The organism is Bradyrhizobium liaoningense (assembly GCF_018130955.1).
GTDB classification, from domain to species: Bacteria; Pseudomonadota; Alphaproteobacteria; order Rhizobiales; family Xanthobacteraceae; genus Bradyrhizobium; species Bradyrhizobium liaoningense_C.
Map to the genome: position 1 here is coordinate 59,248 of NZ_JAFCJM010000022.1, position 25,876 is coordinate 85,123.

The window sequence follows — 25,876 nt, forward strand, 5'->3', positions numbered from 1 at the left end:
CATAGTTAAGTGCGTCGGTTCGTGGAATCAAATGGATAGGGACTAAATTCGCTGTGTCTGTCGGAATGGCTGCCCCCCGCGCGCCCTATGCCTGCGACCCCGATCGCAGCCGCGGCCGGCTGGTCGCGGAGCCGCCGAGCCGGACCCGGAGCCCGTTCCGGCGGGATTGCGACCGGGTGATCCATTCCACCGCCTTCCGCCGGCTCAAGTACAAGACCCAGGTCTTCGTGTTCCACGAGGGCGACCACTATCGGACGCGGCTGACCCACTCGCTGGAGGTCGCCCAGATCGCGCGGGCGCTGGCCCGGCAGTTGGGGCTCGACGAAGACCTTACGGAGACGCTGGCGCTCGCCCATGATCTCGGCCATCCGCCGTTCGGCCATGCCGGCGAGCGGGCACTGGACTCCTGCCTGAAGCACTTTGGCGGCTTCGATCACAACGCCCAGACCCTGCGCGTCGTCACCTCGCTGGAGCATCGCTATCCCGAGTTCGACGGCCTCAACCTGACCTGGGAGTCCCTCGAAGGCATCGTCAAGCACAACGGCCCGCTGACGGATCGGGCCGGCGCGCCTGTCGGCCGCTATCGCGAGCATGGCGTGCCGGTCGGCATCGCCGGTTACGACAAGACCTACGATCTGGAGCTCTGGAGCTTTGCTTCGCTGGAAGCACAGGTCGCCGCCGTCGCCGACGACATTGCCTATGACGCCCACGACATCGACGACGGCCTGCGGGCGGGCCTGTTCCGCATCGACGATCTCAAGGTCATGCCGCTGATGGCTGACATCATCGGCGCGATCGGCGCGCATTATCCTGATCTGGATGACGACAGGCGCGGAGCCGAGCTGGTGCGCGAGCTGATCTCGCATTTCATCGGAGCGGTATTTGCCGAGGCCGAGCGGAACCTTTCGGCGGTCAAGCCGCAATCGGCCCAGGACGTGCGCCAGCAGGGCCGGGCGCTGATCGGCTTTCCCGCGGCCGCGGCCGGCGAGGAGGCTGCCATCAAGGCGTTCCTCTATCAGCACATGTACCGCCACAAGCGGGTGGTTCGGGTGATGGCCGACGCCGAGCAGATACTGTTCGACCTGTTCGCCCGGTACCAGCAATCGCCCGGCGAACTCCCGCCGGAATGGCTGGTCGGCGCGGAAGCCGATACCGAGGCGGACCGGGCGCGCCGGATCGGCAATTTCATTGCCGGAATGACCGACCGTTTCGCCCTGACCGAGCACCAGCGGCTCTTTGACTTGACCCCGGATTTGCGTTAGGCGGCGGCCTATGGCCGACACATCCTCATCCCTGCATCTCTTCGCCGACGTGCTCGCACGCGTGCACGCCGTCTGCCGTGCGCTTGCGACCGAATCCGGCTGGCCGGAGGGGACCGATTTCGCGCGCGTGGTGGTCGAGCCGCCGCGCGATGCCACCCATGGCGACATGGCGACCAACGCCGCAATGGTGCTTGCGAAAGAGGCAAAGGCGAAGCCGCGCGATCTCGCCGAGCAGATCGCAGCCAAGCTGCGCAGCGACGCCCTGATCGACAAGGTCGACGTCGCCGGACCCGGCTTCATCAATCTGACGCTGAAGCCGTCCGCTTGGGCGGAAGCGCTCGGCACGGTGCTGCGCGAGGGGCCCGACTATGGCCGCCTGAGCGGCCGCTCCAAGGTCAACGTCGAATACGTCTCGGCCAATCCGACCGGGCCGATGCATGTCGGCCACTGCCGCGGCGCCGTCTTTGGCGACGCGCTGGCGAGCCTGTTGCAGTTCGCCGGCCATGACGTCACGCGCGAATATTACATCAACGACGCCGGCGCGCAGGTCGACGTGCTCGCGCGCTCCGCGTTCCTCAGGTATCGCGAGGCGCTCGGCGAGGACATCGGCGCGATCCCGGAGGGGCTCTATCCCGGCGACTATCTCAAGCCGGTCGGTGAGGCGCTGGCGAAGGAGCACGGCGACAAGCTGCGCGGGATGAGCGAGGCCGAATGGCTGCCGGTCGTGCGTGCCAAATCGATCGCGATGATGATGGACGAGATCAAGGATGATCTCGCGGCGTTGAACATCCGCCACGACGTCTTCTTCTCCGAGCGCTCGCTGATCGAGACCGGCAACAACAAGGTCGCCGAGACCATCGCTTTACTGCAGGCCAAGGGCGACATCTACGAAGGCCGCCTGCCGCCGCCGAAGGGTGCGCCGGTCGAGGACTGGGAGGATCGCGAGCAGCTTCTGTTCCGGGCCACCGCCTATGGCGACGACGTCGACCGTCCGCTGATCAAGTCGGACGGCTCCTACACCTATTTCGCGTCCGACATCGCCTACCACAAGAACAAGTTCGATCGCGGCTTTGCCGACATGATCGACGTGTGGGGCGCCGACCATGGCGGCTACATCAAGCGCATGCAGGCGGCGGTGAAGGCGACCACCTCCGGCACGGCCGCGCTCGACGTCAAGATCGTGCAGCTCGTAAAGCTGTTGCGCAACGGCGAGCCGGTGAAGATGTCCAAACGTTCCGGGGACTTCGTCACCTTGCGTGAGGTGGTGGATGAGGTCGGCAAGGACGCCGTCCGCTTCATGATGCTCTACCGGAAGAACGACGCGGTACTCGATTTCGACCTCGCAAAAGTCATCGAGCAGTCGCGCGACAATCCGGTGTTTTACGTGCAGTACGGCCACGCCCGCGGCCACTCGATCTTCCGCAACGCCCGGGCAGAGGTTTTTCCGGAACTGCCGGAGGAGGCAGGCGCGCGCATCGCCTGGCTCAGTGAGTCGGCGCTGGAACGGCTGTCGGACCCTGCGGAACTTGATCTCTTGAAGCGTCTCGCAATTTATCCGCGGACGCTGGAAGCCGCGGCCGCGGCCCACGAGCCGCACCGAATTGCCTTTTATCTCTATGATTTAGCCAGCGAATTTCATGCACTTTGGACGAAGGGGCGCGATTTGCCCTATTTACGCTTCATTATCAATAATGATGCAGAGCTTACAAAGGCGCGACTGGCGATGGTCCAGGGCGTCGTCTCGGTCCTGGCATCGGGCCTCGCCATTCTCGGCGTCCATGCCCCGAACGAGATGCGGTAGTTTGGGGCGAACTACTTGAAGTGGACTTCGAGGGGTAACCGGCAGAAGCCGGATCGCTTACGTTATGCGACTTGGTTGAAAGCCTTGTGGGTGAAGGCCACTTGAAGTCCTCGTGACTGGGTGGCTTTCCCGAAGGGACGCATCATCACGATGGCCGATCGATATCAGAACAGACCGTTGCCTTCCGATGACTATGGTCGCGGCGGCGATCAGCATGGGCGGGCGGATAACGATCCCTTGGCCGAGCTTGCGCGCCTGATCGGACAGACCGATCCGTTCGGGAGCCAGACCCGTCCGGCGGCGCGAGCCCCGACACCTCCCGCGCCAGAACCCTATCAGCCGCCGGCACAGGACTATGCGCAGGACGGCTACGCCGCGCAGGACTATCAGGACAGCTACGAAGAGACGCCACCGCCGCCGCCCGGACCGCCGGCGTGGATGCGGCGTGCCAATGTGCAGGCTCAGCCGGCACCGCTCCCGCAGCAACAGGATTATCAGCCCGCCGTCAGCCCGGTGCATCCGCTCCAGCGCTATGCCACCCAGCCCGCCGCGCCCGAGCCCGACTATCATCAGCAGCCGCAGCCCCATGCGGAGCAGGACGCGCAGCCCGATCCGTCACGTTACGACGATGCGCTGTACGGCCAGCTTGAAGCAGGCGCCCAGGACTATCAGCGCGACCCGTCCTATCCGGACGATCCCTACGCCTATCAGAGCGACTATCCCGAGGACGAACTCGACCAGGAGCCGCCGAAGAAGAAGCGTGGCGGCTTGATCACCGTTGCGGCCATCCTGGCGCTCGCGGTGGTCGGCACCGGCGGTGCCTTCGCCTACAAGACCTATCTGGGATCGCCGCGCAGCGGCGAGCCGCCGATCATCAAGGCCGACAACTCGCCGACCAAGATCGTGCCGGTGCCGAACGACAGTACGGCGAAGGTGCCGGATCGCATGGTGACCGGCGATGGCACCGAGAAGATCGTGCCGCGCGAGGAAGCGCCGATCGACGTCAACGCCAAGTCCGGCGGTCCGCGCGTCGTGTTTCCGCCGCTGAACCAGAATGCCAATCCGCCGCCGGTTGCGAGCGTCTCGCCGTCTGCCGTGCCGCCGCCGACCGCCGGTGCAGCGCCGAACAACGGGACGCTGCCCAATAACGAGCCGCGCCGCATCAGGACGCTGGCGGTGAAAGGCGATCAGACCGACGGCACCACGCCGCAGGGTGCTGTTGCAGCCAAGCAGGCGGCTGCACCCAAGGCCGCACCTGCGCCGGCCGCATCCCGCAATCCACCGACCTCGGCCAACGCCAGCGCCAACCAGCCGATGTCGCTGGCGCCGCAGGCCGACCAGCCAGCTGCAGCGCCGTCGACCCGGATGGCCGCGACCAACCCGACGCAGATCGCGCCTGCACCAAGCGCTGCTCCTGAAGCGGGCGGGGGAAGCTATCTCGTGTCGATTGCGTCCCAGGACAGCGAGTCCGCCGCACGCGACGCGTTCCGCGTGGCGCAGGGCAAGTACGCCTCCGTGCTCGGGTCGCGCTCACCGGTGATCAAGCGGGTCGATCTCGCGGATGGCAAGGTCAAGTACCGGGCGATGGTCGGGCCGTACCGGACACGTCAGGAAGCCGTGCAGTTCTGCACCGAGCTGAAGGGCGCCGGCGGTCAGTGCTTTATCCCGTAGAATATTCCGCGGTTTCCTTGACCCCCTAGCGGGGTACGGATAATCGGCGCTGATGACCACGCGGGCCTTCATTACCGGCGTATCCGGACCCGAATTGACCGCCGAGGAGCGGGCGTTCATCCGTGCCGAACGGCCATGGGGCTTCATTCTCTTCAAGAGGAATGTCGCAACGCCGACGCAAGTAGCTGCCCTTGTTGGCGAATTGCGCGATGCGGCTGGCGCGCCCGACGCTCCCGTCCTGATCGACCAGGAAGGCGGGCGGGTCCAGCGCCTGGGACCCCCGCATTGGCCGGTCTACCCGGCGGGTGCCGTTTTCTCGGCTTTGTACGACACTGATTCGGCCTTGGGCCTGCAAGCGGCGCGGCTCAGCGCGCGCCTGATCGCGGCCGATCTGGCCGATCTCGGGATCACCGTCGATTGCCTGCCGCTGGCGGATGTCCCGGTGGCCGGCGCCGATGCCGTGATTGGCAACCGTGCCTATGGAACGCAGCCTGCAAAAGTCGCGGCCATCGCGCGCGCCGTAACCGAGGGATTGGAACAGGGCGGCGTACTGCCGGTTCTCAAGCACATTCCCGGCCACGGAAGGGCGACGGCGGACACCCATTTCAAGCTGCCGACGGTCGATACGGCCCGCGACGAGCTGATGCGGACCGATTTCGCGGCGTTCAAGCCGCTGTCGGACCTGCCGATGGCCATGACTGCACATGTTGTGTTTAGCGCGGTCGACCCCGCCCATCCGGCGACGACATCTGCGACAATGATCGAGCAGGTGATTCGCGGCGCGATCGGGTTCCAGGGTTTGTTGATGAGTGATGACGTGTCCATGAATGCATTGGCGGGAACCATTGCCGAGCGGACCCGGGCCATCGTTTCGGCCGGCTGCGACATGGTCCTGCATTGCAACGGTAATATCGACGAGATGCGTGACGTCGCGAGCCAAACGCCGGAACTGACGGGGAAGGCGCTGGATCGGGCCAACCGGGCGCTCGCGGCGCGCAAGATCCCGCAGCCTCTCGACCGGGTCGCTGCGCGCACCGAACTCGACGCATTGATCGCAAGAGCGAACACGGCAACCGCATGACCGCAGAAATCCTATCGTTTGAAACCGGGCGGCCCGCCGAGCTCGCCGAGGGCGAACCGGCGCTGGTCGTCGATGTCGAGGGCTATGAGGGCCCGCTCGACCTGCTGCTCGCGCTGGCGCGGAATCAGAAAGTCGATCTCGCAAAGATCTCGATCCTGGCGCTCGCCGACCAGTATCTGCACTTCATCGAAGCCGCGCGAAAAATCCGCCTGGAGCTTGCGGCCGATTATCTGGTGATGGCGGCCTGGCTCGCCTTCCTCAAGTCGCGCCTGCTGCTGCCGGAGCCGCCGAGCGCGGAGGGGCCGAGCGCCGAGGAGATGGCGACCGCGCTTGCCAACCGCCTGCGCCGCCTGGAGGCCATTCGCGAAGCCGCCAACCGGCTGATGAACAGGCAGCAATTGCTGCGCGACATCTTTCCGCGCGGCGAGCCCGAACAGATCGCCGAGGTCAAGCATCCCAAATATACGGCGACGCTGTACGACCTGCTCACCGCCTACGCCGCGCAGCGGCAGTCGCGCGTGCTGGCGAGCGTGCATCTCGCCAAGCGCACGGTGTGGTCGCTCGTCGAAGCGCGCGTGTCGCTGGAGCGGCTCGTCGGCAGCCTCGCTGAATCGGAAGACTGGGGCTGCCTCGACGACTACCTCATGCGCTACGTCGCCGATCCCTCGCAGCGCGCCACCGTGTTTGCCTCGAGCTTCGCCGCCGCACTCGAACTCGTGCGGGAAGGCCAGTTGGAGCTGAACCAGAAAGAGGCGTTTGCGCCCCTCTATTTCCGGAAGGGGCGGCATCAACCGGTGCCAGGCGCAGTTCCTGCGCCTGATGCGCCGGTGAGTTAAGTGCAAGAAGGAGAAGTTGCCATGGCCTTGGCGGAAGTTCGGGTTGAAGAGGTCGAGCCGATGGACAACGAGCCCCAGGCACGTCCCGAAGAGTTGAGGCTTCTCGAAGCGTTGCTGTTTGCGTCGAGCGAACCGCTGGATACCGCAACGCTTGCCAAGCGGATGCCCGATGGCGTCGACGTCAAAGCCGCGCTCGCCCAATTGCAGGCCGAATACGCCACGCGTGGCGTCAACCTCGTGCGCGTCGCGAACAAATGGACCTTCCGTACTGCCGGCGATCTCGCCTGGCTGATGACGCGCGAGAGCACCGAGACCCGCCGCCTGTCGCGCGCGGCGATCGAGGTGCTGGCGATCATCGCCTATCACCAGCCGGTGACGCGAGCCGAGATCGAGGAGATCCGCGGCGTCGTGACCTCGAAGGGCACGCTGGACGTGCTGCTGGAGACCGGCTGGATCAAGCCGCGCGGCCGGCGCAAGACGCCGGGCCGTCCGCTCACCTTCGGGACCACAGATACGTTCCTGTCGCAGTTTACGCTGGAACAGCTCGGCGACCTGCCGGGCCTGGAAGAGCTGAAGGGCACCGGCCTGTTGGATTCCCGGCTGCCCACCGGCTTCAGCGTGCCGACCCCGTCGGACGACCCGGCGCTGCGTGAGGACGAGGATCCGCTGGAACCCGGCGACCTCGACCTGGCGCTGGCGCCTGCGGTCGAGCCGGAGACGCCGGAAGAGGGCGGCAACGAGGGCGGGGAGGGCTGATATCGGCCCGTTCTGCCGCACCCTGCGACAGGTTAACACTAGCGATATTACCTAGTGCCAACAGCGAATTGGCGTTCCCTTGGTCCTTGTTTTTGACACCCGCGAAGCCTAGGTTTCGGGGAGATCAGGCTGGGGCGCCAGCCAAACGCGTTTGGAGGGTTGCAGGATGGGTTCGCTTAGCATTTGGCACTGGATCGTGGTGATCGCAGTGGTCCTGCTGCTGTTCGGCCGCGGCAAGATTTCGGATCTGATGGGCGACGTGGCTCAGGGCATCAAGGCCTTCAAGAAGGGCATGCAGGACGACGACAAGGCCGCCGACAAGCCCGCCGAGCCGGCCAAGTCCATCGAGCACACCGGGGCGCCGACAGCGGCGCGGACGGACGTCGGCAGCAAGGCCGTCTGAGTCAAAGACAGCAGACGTGAGGCGCGGCCCGATCCTGCGGTGGAAGGATTGGGCGTGTCAGCGGCATGCGTGAACGGAAGACTTCATGTTCGACATCGGGTGGAGTGAACTGGTCGTCATCGCGGTTGTCGCGCTGATTGCCATCGGCCCGAAGGAGCTTCCGGGCGTTCTTCGCATGGTCGGCCAGTGGATGGGCAAGGCCCGCAAGATGGCCAGCGAATTCCAGGGCCAGTTCCAGGAAGCGATGCGCGAGGCCGAGATGGCCGAGCTCAAGAAGAGCTTCGACGAGGTCAAGGACGTCGCCACCGGCTTCACGAGCGGCAACGTCATGACCGCGCTCCAGAAGGACGTCAGCGACTCCCTGCGCATCGACGACATTGACAAGCCTGCGGAGGCGTCGTCTTCGACGCCCGCTATCGAGCCGCCGGCGACCTCAAGCGAAGCGCCGGCGACTTCAAGCGAAGCGCCGGCCACGCCGACAACACCGGAGGCGCCCACGCCCGCTACTTTCGTGGAAGCTGAGGCACATGCCGCGGCCGATGAGCCGCTCGCGATCGTCCGCGAGGTTCAGCCGGCTTCCGTGGCACAGGATACCGCGCCAGCTGAGGCGCTGAAGGATGCCAAAGCGTCATGACCGACGCCGATATCGAGGCCAGTAAAGCGCCCCTGATGGATCACCTGATCGAGCTGCGTTCGCGGCTGATCAAGGCGCTGCTCGGCTTTGGCGTGGCCTTCATTTTCTGCTTCTTCTTCGCCAAGCAGATCTACAACGTGCTGGTCTGGCCGTTCGTATGGGTGGCGGGGCCGGAGAACTCGAAATTCATCTACACGGCGCTGCTGGAGTATTTCATCACCCAGCTCAAGCTCGCGCTGTTTGGTGCCGGCTTCATCTCGTTCCCGATCGTCGCGACGCAGATCTACAAGTTCGTGGCGCCCGGCCTGTACAAGCATGAGAAGCAGGCCTTTCTGCCGTACCTTGTCGCGACCCCGTTCTTCTTCGTGTTGGGGGCGGCGCTGGTTTATTTCGTCGTGCTGCCGATGCTGATCCGCTTCTCGCTAGGCATGCAGCAGGCCGGCAGTGACGAGACCGCGCAGATTCAGCTCCTGCCCAAGGTCGGCGAATATCTGTCGCTGATGATGTCGCTGATCTTCGCCTTCGGCATCGCCTTCCAGCTTCCGGTGATCCTGACGCTGCTCGGCCGCATCGGCATCATCACCGCAAAAATGCTCCGCGAAAAGCGCCGCTATTTCATTGTCATTGCCTTCATCATCGCGGCCGTCCTGACGCCGCCTGACGTGCTCAGCCAGGCTTCGCTGGCAATCCCCTTGCTCGCGCTCTACGAGGGCTCGATCATCGCGGTGTCGATGGTGGAGAAGAAGGCGGCGGCCGCGCAGGCCTCGAGCGGCGCGTCATCCAGCGCCAATCCGGCGGAGTAGGGCGGGTTTCAGCCTATTATTATTGCGCAGGTCGGCCGATGATTCGTCGTGCCCGGGCTTGACCCGGGCATCCACGACTTGGTCTAAGGCGGCGAGACGTGGATGGCCGGGATAAACCCGGCCATGACGGGAAATCAGCCATGCACGACATCAAATCGATCCGCGATAATCCGCAAGCCTTCGACGCCGCTCTCGCCCGCCGGGGCCTGAAGCCGTTGTCGGCGTCGCTCTTGGCGATCGACGAGAAGCGGCGCGCGGCGATCCTGGCGTCCGAGCAGGCCCAGGCCCGGCGCAACGCGGCCTCCAAGGAGATCGGCGACGCCAAGAAGGCGAAGGACGAGGCCCGCGCGGCCAAGCTGATGGCTGAAGTGGCCGAGCTCAAGACAAGCATGCCCGAGCTTGAAGCTACCGCGAAGGCCGCGGACGAGGAGCTCGCAAAGGAGCTGTCGGCGATCCCCAATTTACCGCTCACTGAGGTGCCCGACGGCCGCGACGAGCACGGCAATGTGCAGCGCCACGTGTTCGGCAACCGCCGCAACTACGCGTTTGCGCCGAAGCCGCATGACGATCTCGGCGGCGCGCTCGGCGACATGGATTTCGAGGCGGCGGCAAAACTCTCCGGCGCGCGCTTCGTCGTGCTGAAGAGGGGGCTGGCGCGGCTCGAACGTGCGATCGGGCAATTCATGCTCGACCTGCACACGACCGAGCACGGCTATATCGAGGTCAACCCGCCGCTGCTGGTGCGCAACGAGGTGATGTTCGGCACGGGACAATTGCCGAAATTCGAGGACGATCAGTTCTGGGCTCTCAAAGGCGAGCTCTTGCTGACGCCCGACGAGCGGCTGCGGACCGAGCGGCTCGGCCTCATTCCGACCGCCGAGGTCGCGCTGACCAATCTCGTCCGCGAATCCATTCTCGACGAGAAGCAATTGCCGATGCGGCTCACCGCACTGACGCCGTGCTTCCGCGCCGAGGCCGGCGCTGCCGGCCGCGATACGCGCGGCATGATCCGTCAGCACCAGTTCACCAAGGTCGAGCTGGTCTCGATCGCGACACCCGAGACCAGCAAGGACGAATTGGAGCGGATGCTCGCCTGTGCCGAAGAAGTGCTGCGCCGGCTCGGCCTGCATTACCGCGTCATGACGCTCTGCACCGGAGATATGGGCTTCTCGTCGCAAAAAACCTATGACATCGAGGTCTGGATGCCCGGGCAGGGCGAGGGCGGCGCGTTCCGCGAGATCTCGAGCTGCTCGGTGTGCGGCGACTTCCAGGCCAGGCGCATGGATGCGCGCTCGCGCGGGCCGGACGGCAAGCCGCGTTTCGTCCATACGCTGAACGGCTCCGGCACGGCAGTCGGCCGCGCGCTGATCGCTGTGATGGAGACGTATCAGCAGGATGACGGCTCGATCGCGGTTCCCGAGGTGCTCCAGCCCTATATGGGCGGGCTGAAGGCGATCACGCGCAGCTAGGGCCCGGATCTCCGGTTGCGAAGATCGGGCGGGCGGTTATCCTGCGGCCTGCCCGAGAGTTTGAGCCGACCCTTCCATGGCCTTGCATCGCGACATCTTCTGGGTCGGCAGACAATGGGCCGTGACCGGGTTCGGCATCCAGGCCGTCGACCAGCGACTGCGCGGCGTGCTCGACATCGAGGTCGCCCGGCTCTGGGACGACGACTTCGTGCAGAGCCGGCGCGCAAAACCCGGCATCAATGCCGAAGACTTCGACAAGGCGCTGACGGTGGCGCGTACGCGTCACCCGCAAGCGGCCGCATCGATTGCGGTCGCCGCGAAGCCTGCTCCGGTGCCGTCTGCGCCTCGCACGGCTGAAGCGGTGCGGGTCAACGGCAGCGCCGAGGAGGGGAGCCTCCTTGCCATGCTGTCAAAGCTCGAACCGGCCAACATCCCCGCTCCCCCGCCGGTCGCGCCGAAGGTCTCGCCGCCGCCGGTCCGGCCGCCTCTCCAATTGCGGGCGGAAGGCAGGTTGGCGCGCTTCCTGCCGCAATGGCGCATCCGCCGCTGAGCAGCGGTTCCCCCCGGGGGGCTTCCCGGGTTTGCCTGATCGGGCGGAGGGGGATAAGACGGCCCCAACCCCGCCCCACATGCAGGCTCTTGGAATCGAAGCACATGCGCATTCTCTGCACCAATGACGACGGCATTCATGCGCCAGGCCTCAAGGTCGTGGAGGAGATCGCGCGCGCCCTGTCGGAGGACGTCTGGGTGGTGGCGCCGGAGCTCGACCAGTCCGGCGTGTCGCATTCGCTGTCGCTGAACGATCCCTTGCGTCTGCGCGAGGTCGGCCCGCGGCACTTTGCGGTGCGGGGCACGCCGACCGACTGCGTGATCATGGGCGCGCGGCACATCCTGGGCGCGACGATGCCCGACGTCGTGCTCTCCGGCGTCAACAAGGGCCGCAACGTCGCCGAGGACGTGGTCTATTCCGGCACCATTGCCGGCGCGCTCGAAGGCACCATTTTGGGCCTGCCGTCGTTTGCGCTGTCGCAGGAGTTCAGCATCGACACCCGCGATCAGCCGCTGTGGGACACGGCGAAGACATTCGGCCCCGACATCCTGCGCAAGGTGCTGGCGGCAGGCGTGCCGAAGAACACGGTCATCAACGTCAATTTCCCGGCCTGCGCGCCGGAGCAGGTTGCCGGCATCCGCGTGACACGCCAGGGCAAGCGCAATCTCGGCTTCCTCAGGATCGACGAGCGCCGCGACGGCCGTGGCAATCCCTATTTCTGGATCGGCTTTGAGCGCGCCGCGATGATGGATCTGCCGGCCGAAGGCACCGATCTCGCCGCATTGAGGGAGCGCTACATCTCGGTCACGCCGCTTCGTCTCGACCGCACGGATGAAGCCTTTTCGGAAGCGCTCGGCGAGACCCTGAAATAGGGTCAGCCGCCGCGGAGCGCGGACTCGATGGTCTTGCCGAGCGCGTCGAGCTGAAACGGCTTTTGCAGGGCGGGCCGGTCGCGATACTGCTCGGGCAGGCCCGAGGAGCCATAGCCGGTTGCGAAGATGAAGGGACGGCCCTTGGCCTTGATCACGTCGGCGACCGGCGAAATCACCTTGCCGTTGACGTTGACGTCGAGGATGGCGAAGTCGAACTCGGTGGATTGGGCGAGCCGCATCGCCTCGGCGATGTCGCCGGCCTCGGCTGCGACCTTGTAGCCGAGCTCCTCCAGCATGTCCGCGACCATCATCCTGATCATGACCTCGTCTTCAACGAGGAATACAGAACCGCCGGTCGCAGTCATCCAGTTGAGTCCTTGCCCGTCCCGTGAAACGTTCGCAGATATAGGCATACGACGCAATGCGCGTTTGGACGAACCCAATCTGCCATGACGGTTACGGCTGTCCTACGCACACAGATTGTGGTCAATCGCCGTAGCCCTAGATTATCATGGGTTCCTGAGCCGGAACACCGATTCCGACAGGCTACGACAGACGTCTCTCGACTTTGCGACGCAAACGTCGTTCGTCCCCTGGGGAAGCTCCAAAGCAAGACGAAAACAAGTGTAAAATGGCCAGCAATCAGCATCCGCCGGAAAAGATGATGTTTCAGCTCACGCTGAGACGCCGCGGGATCAGCGACCAGTCGGTGCTGCGCACCATGGAAGAGGTGCCGCGCGAACTGTTCGTCGAGGACGCCGACCGGAGCGATGCCTACCGTGACAGCGCGCTGCCGATCGCCTGCGGCCAGACCATCAGCCAGCCTTTCGTCGTCGCCTATATGACGGAGCAGCTCCAGGTCCGAAAGCATCATCGCGTGCTCGAGATCGGTGCGGGGTCGGGCTACCAGGCGGCGGTGCTGTCGCGGCTTGCCGGGCAGGTGCTGACGGTCGAGCGCTACCGCAGGCTTGCTGACGTCGCGCGCGCCAGGCTCGAGAAGCTCGGCTGTCACAATGTCGAGGTGATGCTGGGCGACGGCCTTAACTTGCCCGCCAATATCGGCCCCTTCGACCGGATCATCGTCACGGCCGCGATGGAGCGGGTCCCGGACAACCTCATCGAGCGGCTCGAGGTCGGAGGCGTCCTGATCGCGCCGGTCGGGCCGCATCAGGGGGTCCAGACGCTGGTCCGCCTGACCCGCTCGCAGACCGGCATCGAGCGCAAGGAACTCGTCGACGTCCGCTTCGTACCGGCGCTGCCCGGCGTGGCCCGCGAGCTCTAAGTTTCCGGATCGGTTGTGCCACCAACACCTTATTGGGAGGGTTAAGCCGTTATTTACTCGGCGCGTGTTTACTTAAAAGACCAGTTCTGTTGCGTACGAGTGAGTAACCATGTCCGCTGTAGCCGAGTTGCTTTACTCGCGCCGCGTGCCGCAGGTCGCGGTACTGGCGCTGATCTCGTTCGGTTTCGCGGGGTGCAGCGCCGACATGTCGTCGCGGCTCTCCCAGCAAAATTTCTCAAATCCCTTTGCGTCCCAGGAATCGACTGGCGCGGTGCAGCAGCAGCCCGTCCAGCGCGAGCTGCCGCAATATGCGCGGCCGCAGACCCAGGCGCCGGCTTACCAGTCGCAGCCCTTGCCGCCGCCGGCGGTCTCTGCGCCGCAGTCCTATCCGGTGGCGGGTGGAGTGTCCGGAGGCGGTCGCGGGGTCGGCTCCTACACGCCGCCGGCCCAGCCGCAACTTGAAGCCACCGGCGCCGTGCCGCCGCGCTCGGTTGCGGCCGCGCGTCCGGCAGGCGGGACCACGATCATCGTCGGTACCAGCGACACGCTCGACGTGATCGCCAAGCGTTATCACGTCACGCCCGCGGCGATCCTTGCCGCCAACGGCTACAAGGGCCCGCGCGTCCTGTCGCCCGGCCAGAAGTTGATCATTCCGCATCAGGCGGCGGCAGCAGCGCCTGCGCCCGCGATGGCGCCGGTTGCGGCGGCCCCGGTCATGGCGGCGCCGGTCGCCGCAAAACCCGTTGCCGCGCTATCAAGCACCCACTTCGTCAACCGCGGCGACACGCTCGCCAGCATCGCCCGCAAGAACCATGTGTCGGTTGCCGAGCTCGCACGTGCCAATGGCCTCGAGCCATCGGCCAAGCTCAAGCTCGGCACCAAGCTGACCGTGCCCGGCGGCAAGACCGCCGCGCTGGCTGCACCCGCCGCAGCACCTGCACCGGTTGCGGCTGCGCCCGTCGCTGCCGCGCTGCAGCCGCCTGCGGCTGCGCCCGCGCCGGCCATGAAGGTTGCGGCCTTGCCCGCGCCGCAGCAGAGCGCGCGGCTTGCCCAGGCCACCACCAATATCGAGGAAAAGCCTGCCGCCGAGGCTCCGGCCAAGGCTGCGGAAACGACCGGCGCACTGCCGACCTTCCGCTGGCCCGTGCGCGGCAAGGTCGTCACGGGCTACGGCGCCAAGACCAACGGCAAGTCCAATGACGGCATCAACGTTGCGGTGCCCGAGGGTACGCCGGTCAAGGCGGCTGAAGACGGCGTCGTTGCCTATTCCGGCAACGAGCTGAAGGGTTACGGCAATCTGATCCTGGTTCGGCACTCCAACGGCTACGTCACCGCATATGCCCATGCGAGTGAGCTGATGGTGAAGCGCGGGGACACTATCAAACGCGGCCAGATCATTGCCAAGTCGGGTCAATCCGGTGAGGTGGCGTCGCCGCAGCTCCACTTCGAGATCCGTAAAGGATCTAATCCGGTTGACCCGCTTCAATTCCTGAACGGGGCGTGAGGCGCGAGCCCACAGAGTAGGGCCACGCGATCGCCGCAAAGACGCTGTCATCGCCCGCCCTGTGTGCACTTGCGCACTGGAGCGGGCGATCCAGTATTCCAGAGGCGACTGCCGTGCACCGTGGCGTAGATTAGCACGTAGCTCAATTTCTGATTAGCAAAAATTTGTCGAACGCCGGAAGCAGATCGTGTTCATGCGATTTCGCTCCGGCGGAAGGTTTGTGCTTGCTCCTTCTTTTCCGGCAAGCTCTCTGAATCCCGATCCATTCAAAATCGCTGAGTTCGTCGCGTATGACTCTTTTGTGACCGGACAATCAAATTATCGAAAAACAACCCCATGCAAAGTAGCCGATGGCTGCCGGTGCGATGTCCTAGTGTGCTGAATCTGCTTCGGTTTCGATGGCGCAGGGGACATGGCTAGCGACCCAGCGCCGTCGTGAATGACCCAAATGGAGCAATTGATCTAGATCAACCTGGAAGAGTGGCGTTCCGTTTCCGTGGCAGCGCAGGCCAATGACGCACGGTCGGGAGATCGGCATGAAACTGGCTGATACGAAATCGTCGCCTGATTCCGGACAATCGCTCCAGCATCCAGCAGGTGAGGGGATGCTGTACGTGCCGGGCGGCACGTTTCGCATGGGTTCGGATCGGCACTATCCGGAGGAGGCGCCGGTCCACCGCGTTACCGTGGATGCGTTCTGGATGGATTGCCATCCAGTGACGAACCGGCAATTCAAGGCGTTCGCCAAGGCTACCGGCCACGTCACCGTTGCCGAGATCGTGCCCGATCCAAAGGACTATCCCGGAATACTCCCGCATATGATCTACGCGGGTTCGCTGATGTTCTCTCCGCCCGCGTATCCGGTCAGTCTCCGGGACTTCAGCCAGTGGTGGACCTTCGCCAAAGGCGCGGACTGGCGGCATCCCTATGGACCCGGGAGCAACATCCGTGGGCTGGATGATCATCCCGTCGTGCATGTGGCCTTCAGCGATGCGCTCGCCTACGCAAAATGGGCCGGCAAGGATTTGCCAACCGAGGCGGAATGGGAATTCGCTGCGCGCGGCGGGCTGGACGGCGCCGAGTTCGCATGGGGAGATGAATTTGCGCCCGAGGGCCGTCACATGGCCAACACCTGGCAGGGCGAATTTCCACGCCAGAACACCAGGGACGACGGATACGAACGGACATCGCCGGTCACCGCATTTCCGCCGAACGGATACGGGCTGCACGATATGATCGGCAACGTCTGGGAATGGACGTCAGACTGGTATTCGCCTCGGCATGAAGCCGACGCACCAAAGACCTGCTGCATTCCCCAGAATCCGCGCGGCGGCTGTGAAGCGGATAGCTACGACCCAAGAACGACCAACGTCAAGATTCCACGCAAGGTCATCAAAGGCGGCTCGCATTTGTGCGCGCCGAATTACTGCCGGCGCTACCGGCCGGCTGCGCGGCATGCGGAGCCGGTCGACACATCCACGAGTCATCTTGGCTTTCGGTGCATCAGGCGAGGAGCCTCTGATGCATCATAAACAGGAGAGCGTGACCATGCTGAGTTCCATATTGCCCGACAAGCCGCCCTTTATTGCAACGCCGCCACGCAAGACACCTGGTTTGTACAAGAGGTTCTGCGCCTCGCTGCTTGGCGCGACGATATTGATGTCGCTGTCCGGGGTAGCCAGCACGCCGGCGACCGCACAACCGGCACAGAAACCCAATATCCTCTTCATCATGGGTGACGACATCGGCCTGTACCAGCCGAGCATCTACCATCGCGGCCTGATGGTCGGCGAGACGCCCAACATCGATCGCATTGGCAACGAAGGCGCGATCTTCACGCATTACTATGCCGAGCAGAGCTGCACCGCCGGTCGCAATGCCTTCTTCACCGGCATGCATCCGCTACGAACGGGAATGATTCCTCCGCAACTGCCCGGCAGCCCGTCCTATTTGCGGCCCGGCACCCCGGCGCTCGCCAAGTTCCTGCTCGATCTCGGCTACAACACCGGCGAGTTCGGCAAGAACCATCTCGGCGATCACACCGACGCGCTGCCGACCGCGCATGGCTTCCAGGAATACTGGGGCTACCTGTATCACCTCGACGCCATGCAGGGCGTGAGCTTCCCGGACATCAACAAGACTCCGAGCCAGCAGACGGTTGCCCCGCCCTGCAAGAATACGCCGATCCCCGGCATTCCGGAGGTGCCGGGCGCGGTCGATCCGAAGACGACGATCTGCCTGACGCCCCCGCGCAACGTTCTGTCGTGCAAGTCGGATGGTACATCCAGGACTCAGCAGTGCGTTGATCAGGGCCCGCTGACACTCGAGCGATCGAAGGGTGTCGACGAGGAAATCTCGGCCAAGGTCATCGACTTCATCGATCGCAACGATCCGAAGACGACGGGCAAGCCGTTCTTCGTCTGGTACAACCCTGCGCGCATGCACATCACGACCGTGCTGAATGACAAGTACGCGGCCATGGTCGGCGAGCAAGGCGGCAAGGACTGGGGCCTCAACGAGGCCGGCATGAAGCAGATGGATGACAACATCGGCTATGTGCTCAAGAAGCTCGAGGACATGGGTCAGCTCGACAACACGATCATCGTGTTCACGACCGACAACGGCGCCGAAACCATCACTTTTCCAGACGGCGGCACCACTCCGTTCAAGGGCGGCAAGCTGAGCACCTGGGAAGGCGGCATGCGCGCTCCGGCGCTCGTTCGCTGGCCAGGGGTCATTAAGCCCGGTACCATCAAGAACGACATCTTCGCAGCGCTCGACTGGCTGCCCACGTTTGTCAACATCGCCGGCGGCGCAAAGGGAGACGCGCTCAAGAAGCGCATCGAGGCCGGCCAATATCCCGGCATCGTGAAGACCACGCTCGATGGCGTCGATCAGACCGAATACCTTTCAGGGCGTTCGGAAAAGTCGGCGCGCGATACCTTCTTCTACTATTCGGGCAAGGATCCGTCGGCGGTCCGCTACAAGAACTGGAAGATCTACTTCACGATGGTGTCCGACGCGCCGCAGGGCTTTATTTCCGGAGCGCTTCCCTATCACTGGGCCCAGGTCGTCAATATCAAGCGAGACCCGTTCGAGACCTCCATTGGTGCACAATACAAGACACTCATGGGCATGGGCGGCGTAATCGGCTCCCCTTCTACAGCCTACGTCTACGACTGGAACATGCTGCCCATCGGCCAGGCCCTGTGGCTGAAGGAACTCGAGAGCTATATCGCGTACCCGCCGCTGCAGGACCCGGCGAGCTACAACCTCGACCAGGTGTTACAGCAGATCAAGCAGGCCAAGACGGCCGGCCGCAGCGACTAGCTGCGTGAGACGAACGTGATCTGACGAAGCGGGCGCCCCACGATGGGGGGCGCCCGCCAACGGAATTGCGAGCAAAGTGATAACGGCCCGCGCGGGCCGGTCGGCACCTCCACAAGCCATTTCGGCTTCCGATGCATCAAGCGAACAGAACCAATTGCATCACAACGGAGAGGAGCACGTCATGAGTAACAAGCTTCCGCCAGAAGAATCCCACGACGTTGCGCCGCAATCGGGCGGCGGAATGAAACGCCGCGATCTGCTGCTGACCGGCAGTTCGCTTGTGGCCGCTTCGGCGCTCACGGCTGTCGGGCTGACAACCACAGCGCAAGCACAACAACAACCGGCCGCACCGGCCGGTCGGCGGCCGAACATCGTCGTCATCATGGGCGACGATGTCGGCTGGTTCAACATCGGCGCCTACCACCGGGGAATCATGTCGGGGAAGACACCGAACCTCGACAAGCTGGCGTCTGAAGGCATGATGTTCACGGACTATTACGCCGAAGCCAGCTGTACGGCGGGCCGGGCGAACTTCATCACCGGCGAGCTGCCGATCCGAACCGGGCTGACGACCGTGGGCCAGGCCGGTGCCGACGTCGGCATCCCGGCACAGGCGGCAACGCTTGCGACTGCCCTGAAGGAACAAGGCTACGCCACCGGGCAGTTCGGCAAAAACCACCTCGGTGACCTCAACAAGTATCTCCCGACCCTGCACGGTTTCGACGAGTTCTTCGGATACCTGTACCACCTCGACGCGATGTCGGACCCGTACTGGTACTCGTTCCCCGTCGACGAGAAATACTACAACACCTACGGCCCGCGCAGCGTGATCCACAGCTTTGCGACCGACACGGAGGATTCGACCGAGATGCCGCGTTGGGGCAAAATCGGCAAGCAGAGGATCGTCGATGAAGGCCCTCTGCCGCCGTTCCCCGACATGTCGAACGTGCCGAACATGCACGACTTGCCGTTCCTGAAGCCAAAATACGACATGACGACCTTCGACGAGGTGTTGGTCAAGGCTTCCACCGACTTCATGTCCAAAGCCAAGAGGGAGGGCAAGCCGTTCTTCGTCTGGCACAATACCACGCGCATGCACGTCTGGACGTTTCTCTCCAAGAAGTACAGCTCGATGCAGAACAGCCAGACGAACTATGGTCTTGAGGAAGCCGGCATGACGCAGATGGATGACAGCATCGGCGCACTGATGAAGCATCTCGACGACATCGGCGAGGCCAACAATACCATCTTGATCTTCACGACCGACAACGGCGCGGAAGTATTCACGTGGCCGGATGGTGGCATGACGCCATTCAAGAACACCAAGGGCACCGTCGGGGAAGGTGGCTTCCGCGTACCGTGCATCATCCGGTGGCCAGGCCAGATCAAGCCGGGCACGGTCGAGAACGGAATCTTCTCCGGCCTCGATTGGTTCCCCACCCTGATGGCCGCGGCGGGCAACCCTGATATCACCAATCAGTTGCTGAAGGGCGTGAAGCTCGGCGAGCGGAGCTACAAGAATCATCTCGATGGCTACAATCAGATGGATCTCCTTACTGGTAAGGGACCATCCAAACGACGCGAGCTTTTCTACTTCGGCGGCCCGCATCTGGGCGCGGTTCGCTTGGACGACATGAAGTTCACGTTCTTCGCGCAACCTTGGGGCTGGCCGGGCGAAAAAGTCACCACGGACATGCCCCTCCTGACCAATCTCCGCCAGGATCCGTTCGAGAGGTTGTCGATCATGCGTGGCGAGTCGCTGAACACCGGGTCCCCTGGCTACATGAACGAGTTCTTCGCCCGTGAGTTTTGGCGCTTCGTCCTGGTGCAGCAGTATGTCGAGAAGCTCGCGTTGACGGCGGTCGACTATCCGCCGATGCAGGACCCGGCTTCCTTCAACCTCGATGCTGTCAAGAAGAAGATCGAAGACATGATCAAACACCGCGAGGGACAGTAGCTACTCGCAAACCCGCAGATAGGGCGCCCCGTATTGGGGCGCCGCTTTGGTGTCACAACAAACCTCAGTCCATTGAGGGATTCATTATGGCTTCACGCTGGCCACTTGGCATCAACCGTCGCATTTTGCTCTCGTCCCTGGCTTCGCTTCCATTGCTCTCTGCCTCGCTTCGTTCGACCCCGGCGGGAGCTCAAGCGCAACGCGATCCGCTGCCGTCCTGGAGCGAGGGAGCGACCAAGGCCTCGATCCTCGATTTTGTCGCGCGGGTCACAACGCAAGGCGGGCCCTTCTTCGTCCCGGTCGACCAGCGCATCGCGACCTTCGACAATGACGGCACGCTCTGGATCGAGCAGCCAATGTACATACAGCTGGCCTTCGCACTCGACCGCGTGAAGGCCATGGCGCCCATGCATCCGGAATGGAAGACCAAGCAGCCATTCGCAGCGGTGCTCGACAACGATCTGAAGGCGCTGGCGGCTTCCGGCGAAAAGGGATTGGTCGAGATCATCGCGGCAACTCATGCCGGCATGACGACGGCAGAGTTCGAAAAAATCGTGACCGACTGGCTCGCGACCGCGCGCGACCGTCGCTTCAAGCGCCCTTATACTGAGCTCGTCTATCAGCCGATGCTGGAACTGCTTGCCTATCTCAGGGCCAACGGCTTCAAGACCTTCATCGTGTCGGGTGGGGGCATCGAGTTCATGCGGCCCTGGACCGAACGGATCTACGGGGTGCCGCCGGAACAGGTCGTGGGATCGTCGATCAAGACCCGATTTGAGATGAAGGACGGTGCGCCGACGCTGTTCCGGCTACCCGACATCAACTTCATCGACGACAAGACGGGCAAGCCGATCGGTATCAACGAGCACATCGGCCGGCGTCCGATCGCCGCCTTCGGCAACTCCGACGGCGATCTCGAAATGCTGCAATGGACGACGCTCGGCGCCAGTGGCGCGCGGTTCGGCCTGATCGTCCACCATACCGATGCGGAACGTGAATATGCCTACGATCGCCAATCACATTTCGGCAAGCTCGATGTGGCGCTGGACGCCGCAGCGGTGAACAGGTGGACCTTGGTCGACATGAAGAAGGACTGGAAGCGGATCTTTGCCTTCGATTGACGTCCGAGTCCGGTCAACGTGATGGTTGATTGACCCGAACTCCACGCATGGACGCGCTCGCTGGAGAGGAGGCGCCGTCGGAACATGCTGTCTAACACGATCAGCTTCCTCCGGGATTACCTCTTCACCATGCCGGTGCTCGCGAAGTTCGCGGTGGGGATGGTCATGCTTGTCATCATCCCCCGGCTTTGCCGCCGATTGCATGTTCCTGTACCTGTAGGTCTGCTGCTTAGCGGCGTTTTAGTTGGGCCGTATGTTCTGGACATCTTTGGCAAGGTCCGACCGATTGCAGATTTCCTGGCCGAATTGGGCAAGCTGCTGCTGATGTTTTTTGCGGGCCTGGAAATCAATCTTGAGCTGTTTCGGCGCGCCCGAAACCGCTCGATTGCCCTCGGCATCGCCACGACCGTCATTCCTCTGGTGCTCGGCACCATCGTTGGGCTCGCATTCGGCTACACCGCGATTCCGGCGATCGTGATCGGGTCGCTGCTGGCTTCGCACACGCTGCTAGGGCTAAGCATAGTGAGCCGGCTCGGCCTGGGCAGCCTGGAGCCGGTGACGGTAGCGGTGGGTGCCACGGTGATGTCCGACACTCTGTCGCTCGTGGTGTTCGCTATTTGCGTCTCGATTTACACGACCGGTTTTTCTCCGTCCGGTCTGGCGCTGCTGCTGGCCGAGATCGGCGGCTATATCGTGCTGGTCCTGTTCGGCCTGAGCCGCCTCGGTGCCTATATACTCAAGCGAGTCGAGAATGAGGAGGACGCTTACTTTGTGCTCATGCTAAGCATCATGGCCGTCGCGGGCGTGCTTGCGGATGCGATCCAGCTGCCGGGCATCGTGGGTGCGTTCCTTGCGGGGCTCGCCATCAACGCCTCGGCACGAGACGCGCCTGCAAGTGCCAAGCTAGGGTTTCTAGGTAAGTCGCTGTTCATTCCGATATTCTTTGTCGTTACCGGATTCCTGATCAACCCGATCAACTTTGTTTACGGAATTTTCGACAACTTCTTGCTCGTTGCCAGCATCATCGGTGCCCTGCTCGTCGGCAAGTGGATAGCCGCCTGGGCGGTGGGGCGCGCGTTTGGCTACAACCGGAATGAACAGCTCACGATCTGGTCGCTCACGCTGCCACAAGTTGCCGCCACGCTGGCCGCGACACTGGTCGCGCATGACACGCTCGGAGCGGCCGGTCAACGGCTGCTCGACGATCGAATGCTCAATGTCGTGCTGGTGCTTGTGTTCGCAACATCAGTCCTCGGTCCGGTGTTGACTGAGCGGTTTGCGTCTCGTCTGACGACTGACACCCCCCGAGCTGGCATTGATCGTCGATCGGGTCCGCACCAAACGTAACGCTGGCGATTTTGATTGCGCAATCTTGCGCGTCCCGCCGCGGAAGATTCATAGCCGACGGATCGCCATGATGGTTGATTGAGCTGACAGCAAGATGCGGCGGATGGCCAACTAAGGAGTTGGAAAATGCACGTGAACAAACGCCTTTGGCTCGGTTCGTTGGCTTCGCTCGTCGCCGTGACGATTGCGGGCGTGCCCGCCGCGACGCAGCAGCCGAAGAAGCCCAACATTGTTGTTATTCTCATGGACAATTTGGGCTATGGCGAGTTGGGCGTATATGGCGGCGGAATCCTCCGCGGCGCGCCCACGCCACGTATCGACGCGCTCGCCGGTGAGGGCACGCGCCTGCTCAACTTCAATGTTGAGGCGCAGTGTACGCCGTCCCGATCGGCCCTGCTTACGGGGCGCTTTGCCATCCGCTCCGGCACGTACGAAGTTCCGATCGGCGGCATCCCCGACGGATTAACACAGTGGGAGATCACGACCGCGGAGCTGTTGTCGGGGCAGGGCTACGCGACCGGGATGTGGGGCAAATGGCATCTCGGTAGCGCCGAAGACCGGATGCCTACCAATCAGGGCTTCGACGAGTGGTACGGCATCCCGCGTACGTATGACGAGGCGATGTGGCCATCCCTCGACGAGACAAAAAGCATGTGGCCGTCGGTCGGAAACAGGCAGGGCTGGAATGCGGGAGTCGTTCACCCCCAACATATCTATGAAGAACGCAAGGGCGATAAACCTCGACAGGTCGCTGTGCTGGATGTGGATCACCGCCGCTCCATGGACGCGGAAATCACCAGCCGTGCAGTGGAGTTCATCAAGCGCAACGCGAGCTCAGGCAAGCCGTTCTATGCCTACGTTCCGTTCGCGCAGGTTCACATGCCGACGCTTCCAAATCTTGAGTTCGCGGGCAAAACCGGCAACGGCGATTGGGCCGATTGCCTGGCCGAAATGGACTACCGCACCGGGCAAATCCTCGATGCCATCAAGCAAGCAGGCATCGAAAATGACACGCTTGTGATATTCGCCAGCGACAATGGCCCGGAGGCAACCAACCCCTGGGAGGGTGACAGCGGACCTTGGCGCGGAACTTACTTCACGGCGATGGAAGGTTCACTGCGGGCACCGTTCATCATTCGCTGGCCCGGCAAGGTGCCGGCGGGCCGTATCAGCAACGAAATCGTTCACATCGTCGACCTCTTCACGACGCTTGCGCGGGTAGGTGGCGCAGAGGTCCCTACGGATCGCGCGATTGACGGCGTGGATCAGCTAAATTTCTTTTTGGGCAAGCAGGAGGCCTCTAACCGCGAAGGGTTCCCCGCCTACGTGGCCGACCGGCTGTCAGCCGTCAAATGGCGAAACTGGAAATTCCATTTGATCTGGCAGGAAAGTATGTACGCCACGCCGCAGAAATTGCCCTTGCCGAGAATCATCAATCTTCTGACCGACCGGAAGGAGGAGCGCGATGTTGCCGCGCAAAACTCCTGGGTGGCTGATCCCGCAGTGAGAATCATCGGAGAACTGGAAGCGAGCTTCAAGAAGTACCCTCCGATCAAACTTGGTACCCCAGATCCCTACACGCCGGCAGAGCCGGTTCTTATGCGCGCGCGCCCTTGATTCCCCGCCTTCGGGGGAAGACAGCCGAAACTGAGTTGCGATCCGACCGCTACGTCGCCGTCAGCCTCACGCCGAGCCGGCCCGCGAGCTCCTGCACGAACTGCCAGGCGACGCGGCCCGAGCGTGAGCCGCGCGTGGTCGACCATTCCAGCGCCTCGCGCTCCAGCGCCTCATCATCCATCTCGATGCCGAAATGGCCGCAATAGCCGCGCACCATCGCGAGATATTCGTCCTGGCTGCAGCGATGGAAGCCGAGCCACAGGCCGAAGCGATCCGACAGCGAGACCTTTTCCTCGACGGCCTCGCCGGGATTGATCGCGGTCGAGCGCTCGTTCTCGATCATGTCGCGCGCAAGCAGGTGACGGCGGTTGGAGGTGGCGTAGAGGATCACGTTCTCGGGCCGGCCCTCGATGCCGCCTTCGAGCACCGCCTTCAGCGACTTGTAGGAGGCGTCGTTGCCATCGAAGGAGAGGTCGTCGCAGAACACGATGAAGCGGTAGGCGGAGTCGCGAAGCTGCTCCATCAGCGCGGGCAGCGTCTCGATGTCCTCGCGATGGATCTCGATCAGCTTCAACTTGTCGGCCGGCTTGCGGTCGGCGTTGATGCTGGCGTGCGCCGCCTTCACCAGCGACGACTTGCCCATGCCGCGCGCGCCCCAGAGCAGGGCGTTGTTGGCCGGGAGGCCGCCTGCGAAGCGCTCGGTGTTCTCGATCAGGATGTCGCGCATCCGGTCGATGCCCTTGAGCAGGAAGAGCTCGACCCGGCTGACCCGCGGCACCGCCGACAGGCGTCCGTCCGGGTGCCAGACGAAGGCGTCGGCACGGTCGAAGGATTCGGGGGCGGGGCCTGATTGAGTCGGGGCCGACAGGTGCGCTGCGATCGTCTCCAGCGCGCGGACGATGCGCGCCTGCGAGGGGTCGGAGGCCGCGGTCGTGGGGCGTTTTGCCGCGACGCGGGCAGGCTTTTTGGCAAGCCTTTTGGCGGGCTTGGAAGCCGTGGTTTTGCTTGGTTTTCTGGGCATGTCCGAAGTTCCTGAGAAAGCAGCCTTATCGGGCCTTGGGACGCGCCGCAAGGTGGCCAAATCGGGGGTCTGGCAGCGTTGCAATTGGGGCAATGGCCGCTATAGTCCGCGCGAAATTTGACCGAACCGGTCGCCTCTTGGGGGCGGGACCGGCCTTCTCCCGTTCACGAGGATTGTTCGAATGCTGATTACCCCTGCCTATGCCCAGGCCGCGGCCGCAGGCGATACCAACAGCATGTTGATGTCGCTTCTGCCGTTCGCGTTGATCTTCGTGATCATGTACTTCCTGATTCTGCGCCCCCAGCAGAAGAAGGTGCGGGACCATGCCGAACTCGTGAAGAACATCCGCCGCGGCGACACCGTCGTGACCTCGGGTGGCCTCGTCGGCAAGGTCACCAAGGTCGTCGACGACGACCAGATCGAGTTCGAGATTTCCGACGGCGTGCGGGTGCGCCAGATGCGCCAGATGATCTCCGGCGTGCGCGCCAAGGGCGAGCCGGCCAAAGAAAGCGCCAAGGACGACAGCGCCGCAAGCTGATCGTTCTCGCATTCTCCTGAT

23 protein-coding genes are annotated in these 25,876 nt (G+C 63.5%); 21 read left to right on the plus strand and 2 right to left on the minus strand.

Features of this window, described 5'->3' with window-relative positions:
• Positions 1-53 precede the first annotated feature (53 nt).
• The 12 genes from JQ632_RS19755 (at position 54) to surE (ending at position 12,138) form a co-directional block, all read left to right on the plus strand.
• Positions 54-1,262 (plus strand): deoxyguanosinetriphosphate triphosphohydrolase, encoded by a 1,209-nt coding sequence (locus tag JQ632_RS19755; protein ID WP_212404240.1) that lies wholly within the window; start codon positions 54-56, stop codon positions 1,260-1,262.
• 10 nt (positions 1,263-1,272) lie between these two features.
• Complete coding sequence (gene argS / locus JQ632_RS19760) at positions 1,273-3,063, plus strand: arginine--tRNA ligase (protein ID WP_212404241.1); 1,791 nt, start codon at positions 1,273-1,275, stop codon at positions 3,061-3,063.
• 150 nt (positions 3,064-3,213) lie between these two features.
• Positions 3,214-4,734: an SPOR domain-containing protein gene (locus JQ632_RS19765; protein WP_212404242.1), complete on the plus strand. Its 1,521-nt coding sequence runs from the start codon at positions 3,214-3,216 to the stop codon at positions 4,732-4,734.
• Positions 4,735-4,786: 52 nt separating this feature from the next.
• Positions 4,787-5,815, plus strand: coding sequence for a beta-N-acetylhexosaminidase (gene nagZ / locus JQ632_RS19770; RefSeq protein WP_212404243.1), 1,029 nt, complete (start codon positions 4,787-4,789; stop codon positions 5,813-5,815).
• Positions 5,812-6,651: a ScpA family protein gene (locus tag JQ632_RS19775; RefSeq protein WP_212404244.1), complete on the plus strand. Its 840-nt coding sequence runs from the start codon at positions 5,812-5,814 to the stop codon at positions 6,649-6,651. The genes nagZ and JQ632_RS19775 overlap by 4 nt, the downstream gene beginning before the upstream one ends.
• A 21-nt stretch (positions 6,652-6,672) precedes the next feature.
• Positions 6,673-7,407, plus strand: coding sequence for an SMC-Scp complex subunit ScpB (gene scpB, locus JQ632_RS19780; RefSeq protein ID WP_212404245.1), 735 nt, complete (start codon positions 6,673-6,675; stop codon positions 7,405-7,407).
• 166 nt (positions 7,408-7,573) lie between these two features.
• The gene (locus JQ632_RS19785) at positions 7,574-7,810 is read left to right on the plus strand and encodes a twin-arginine translocase TatA/TatE family subunit (protein WP_212404246.1); all 237 of its coding nucleotides are present in this window, start codon (positions 7,574-7,576) and stop codon (positions 7,808-7,810) included.
• A gap of 85 nt (positions 7,811-7,895) precedes the next feature.
• Entirely contained in the window at positions 7,896-8,444 is a 549-nt protein-coding gene (gene tatB / locus JQ632_RS19790) for a Sec-independent protein translocase protein TatB (RefSeq protein WP_212404247.1), read from the plus strand.
• Entirely contained in the window at positions 8,441-9,247 is an 807-nt protein-coding gene (gene tatC / locus JQ632_RS19795) for a twin-arginine translocase subunit TatC (protein ID WP_212404248.1), read from the plus strand. The genes tatB and tatC overlap by 4 nt, the downstream gene beginning before the upstream one ends.
• Before the next feature lie 140 nt (positions 9,248-9,387).
• A complete protein-coding gene (gene serS, locus JQ632_RS19800; protein ID WP_212404249.1) occupies positions 9,388-10,716 on the plus strand; it encodes a serine--tRNA ligase in 1,329 nt (442 codons plus the stop codon).
• Between the two features lie 76 nt (positions 10,717-10,792).
• Positions 10,793-11,266, plus strand: coding sequence for a hypothetical protein (locus JQ632_RS19805; RefSeq protein WP_212404250.1), 474 nt, complete (start codon positions 10,793-10,795; stop codon positions 11,264-11,266).
• Positions 11,267-11,370: 104 nt separating this feature from the next.
• Positions 11,371-12,138, plus strand: a complete 768-nt coding sequence (gene surE, locus JQ632_RS19810) for a 5'/3'-nucleotidase SurE (RefSeq protein WP_212404251.1) — start codon at positions 11,371-11,373, stop codon at positions 12,136-12,138.
• 2 nt (positions 12,139-12,140) lie between these two features.
• Here the strand turns inward: surE and JQ632_RS19815 are convergent, their stop codons facing one another.
• Entirely contained in the window at positions 12,141-12,503 is a 363-nt protein-coding gene (locus tag JQ632_RS19815) for a response regulator (RefSeq protein WP_212404252.1), read from the minus strand.
• A 266-nt stretch (positions 12,504-12,769) separates the two neighbouring features.
• Here JQ632_RS19815 and JQ632_RS19820 point away from each other — a divergent pair, with 266 nt between their 5' ends.
• The 8 genes from JQ632_RS19820 (at position 12,770) to JQ632_RS19855 (ending at position 24,296) form a co-directional block, all read left to right on the plus strand.
• Positions 12,770-13,420, plus strand: a complete 651-nt coding sequence (locus tag JQ632_RS19820; protein WP_212404253.1) for a protein-L-isoaspartate(D-aspartate) O-methyltransferase — start codon at positions 12,770-12,772, stop codon at positions 13,418-13,420.
• A gap of 109 nt (positions 13,421-13,529) precedes the next feature.
• Positions 13,530-14,924 (plus strand): LysM peptidoglycan-binding domain-containing M23 family metallopeptidase, encoded by a 1,395-nt coding sequence (locus JQ632_RS19825; protein WP_212404254.1) that lies wholly within the window; start codon positions 13,530-13,532, stop codon positions 14,922-14,924.
• 536 nt (positions 14,925-15,460) lie between these two features.
• Positions 15,461-16,456 (plus strand): formylglycine-generating enzyme family protein, encoded by a 996-nt coding sequence (locus tag JQ632_RS19830; protein WP_212404255.1) that lies wholly within the window; start codon positions 15,461-15,463, stop codon positions 16,454-16,456.
• A 127-nt stretch (positions 16,457-16,583) separates the two neighbouring features.
• Complete coding sequence (locus JQ632_RS19835) at positions 16,584-18,254, plus strand: arylsulfatase (RefSeq protein ID WP_212404282.1); 1,671 nt, start codon at positions 16,584-16,586, stop codon at positions 18,252-18,254.
• A gap of 181 nt (positions 18,255-18,435) precedes the next feature.
• A complete protein-coding gene (locus JQ632_RS19840) occupies positions 18,436-20,211 on the plus strand; it encodes an arylsulfatase (RefSeq protein WP_409363500.1) in 1,776 nt (591 codons plus the stop codon).
• 86 nt (positions 20,212-20,297) lie between these two features.
• Positions 20,298-21,332, plus strand: a complete 1,035-nt coding sequence (locus tag JQ632_RS19845; RefSeq protein ID WP_212404256.1) for an HAD family phosphatase — start codon at positions 20,298-20,300, stop codon at positions 21,330-21,332.
• A gap of 84 nt (positions 21,333-21,416) precedes the next feature.
• Positions 21,417-22,679 (plus strand): cation:proton antiporter, encoded by a 1,263-nt coding sequence (locus tag JQ632_RS19850; RefSeq protein ID WP_212404257.1) that lies wholly within the window; start codon positions 21,417-21,419, stop codon positions 22,677-22,679.
• A 126-nt stretch (positions 22,680-22,805) separates the two neighbouring features.
• Positions 22,806-24,296, plus strand: a complete 1,491-nt coding sequence (locus JQ632_RS19855; protein WP_212404258.1) for an arylsulfatase — start codon at positions 22,806-22,808, stop codon at positions 24,294-24,296.
• A 49-nt stretch (positions 24,297-24,345) separates the two neighbouring features.
• Here JQ632_RS19855 and JQ632_RS19860 read toward each other — a convergent pair whose 3' ends face one another.
• Positions 24,346-25,317: an ATP-binding protein gene (locus tag JQ632_RS19860; RefSeq protein WP_212404259.1), complete on the minus strand. Its 972-nt coding sequence runs from the start codon at positions 25,315-25,317 to the stop codon at positions 24,346-24,348.
• Between the two features lie 181 nt (positions 25,318-25,498).
• Here JQ632_RS19860 and yajC point away from each other — a divergent pair, with 181 nt between their 5' ends.
• Positions 25,499-25,855, plus strand: a complete 357-nt coding sequence (yajC, locus tag JQ632_RS19865; RefSeq protein WP_212404260.1) for a preprotein translocase subunit YajC — start codon at positions 25,499-25,501, stop codon at positions 25,853-25,855.
• The last annotated feature ends 21 nt before the right edge of the window (positions 25,856-25,876 follow it).

Excerpts from the sequence above, each read along its gene's own strand:
- argS (WP_212404241.1), top strand. The coding sequence starts at position 1,273 with ATGGCCGACACATCCTCATCCCTGCATCTCTTCGCCGACGTGCTCGCA.
- JQ632_RS19765 (WP_212404242.1), top strand. The coding sequence starts at position 3,214 with ATGGCCGATCGATATCAGAACAGACCGTTGCCTTCCGATGACTATGGT.
- nagZ (WP_212404243.1), top strand. The coding sequence starts at position 4,787 with ATGACCACGCGGGCCTTCATTACCGGCGTATCCGGACCCGAATTGACC.
- JQ632_RS19775 (WP_212404244.1), top strand. The coding sequence starts at position 5,812 with ATGACCGCAGAAATCCTATCGTTTGAAACCGGGCGGCCCGCCGAGCTC.
- scpB (WP_212404245.1), top strand. The coding sequence starts at position 6,673 with ATGGCCTTGGCGGAAGTTCGGGTTGAAGAGGTCGAGCCGATGGACAAC.
- JQ632_RS19785 (WP_212404246.1), top strand. The coding sequence starts at position 7,574 with ATGGGTTCGCTTAGCATTTGGCACTGGATCGTGGTGATCGCAGTGGTC.
- tatB (WP_212404247.1), top strand. The coding sequence starts at position 7,896 with ATGTTCGACATCGGGTGGAGTGAACTGGTCGTCATCGCGGTTGTCGCG.
- tatC (WP_212404248.1), top strand. The coding sequence starts at position 8,441 with ATGACCGACGCCGATATCGAGGCCAGTAAAGCGCCCCTGATGGATCAC.
- serS (WP_212404249.1), top strand. The coding sequence starts at position 9,388 with ATGCACGACATCAAATCGATCCGCGATAATCCGCAAGCCTTCGACGCC.
- JQ632_RS19805 (WP_212404250.1), top strand. The coding sequence starts at position 10,793 with ATGGCCTTGCATCGCGACATCTTCTGGGTCGGCAGACAATGGGCCGTG.
- surE (WP_212404251.1), top strand. The coding sequence starts at position 11,371 with ATGCGCATTCTCTGCACCAATGACGACGGCATTCATGCGCCAGGCCTC.
- JQ632_RS19815 (WP_212404252.1), bottom strand. The coding sequence starts at position 12,503 with ATGACTGCGACCGGCGGTTCTGTATTCCTCGTTGAAGACGAGGTCATG.
- JQ632_RS19820 (WP_212404253.1), top strand. The coding sequence starts at position 12,770 with ATGGCCAGCAATCAGCATCCGCCGGAAAAGATGATGTTTCAGCTCACG.
- JQ632_RS19825 (WP_212404254.1), top strand. The coding sequence starts at position 13,530 with ATGTCCGCTGTAGCCGAGTTGCTTTACTCGCGCCGCGTGCCGCAGGTC.
- JQ632_RS19830 (WP_212404255.1), top strand. The coding sequence starts at position 15,461 with ATGAAACTGGCTGATACGAAATCGTCGCCTGATTCCGGACAATCGCTC.
- JQ632_RS19835 (WP_212404282.1), top strand. The coding sequence starts at position 16,584 with ATGTCGCTGTCCGGGGTAGCCAGCACGCCGGCGACCGCACAACCGGCA.
- JQ632_RS19840 (WP_409363500.1), top strand. The coding sequence starts at position 18,436 with ATGAGTAACAAGCTTCCGCCAGAAGAATCCCACGACGTTGCGCCGCAA.
- JQ632_RS19845 (WP_212404256.1), top strand. The coding sequence starts at position 20,298 with ATGGCTTCACGCTGGCCACTTGGCATCAACCGTCGCATTTTGCTCTCG.
- JQ632_RS19850 (WP_212404257.1), top strand. The coding sequence starts at position 21,417 with ATGCTGTCTAACACGATCAGCTTCCTCCGGGATTACCTCTTCACCATG.
- JQ632_RS19855 (WP_212404258.1), top strand. The coding sequence starts at position 22,806 with ATGCACGTGAACAAACGCCTTTGGCTCGGTTCGTTGGCTTCGCTCGTC.
- JQ632_RS19860 (WP_212404259.1), bottom strand. The coding sequence starts at position 25,317 with ATGCCCAGAAAACCAAGCAAAACCACGGCTTCCAAGCCCGCCAAAAGG.
- yajC (WP_212404260.1), top strand. The coding sequence starts at position 25,499 with ATGCTGATTACCCCTGCCTATGCCCAGGCCGCGGCCGCAGGCGATACC.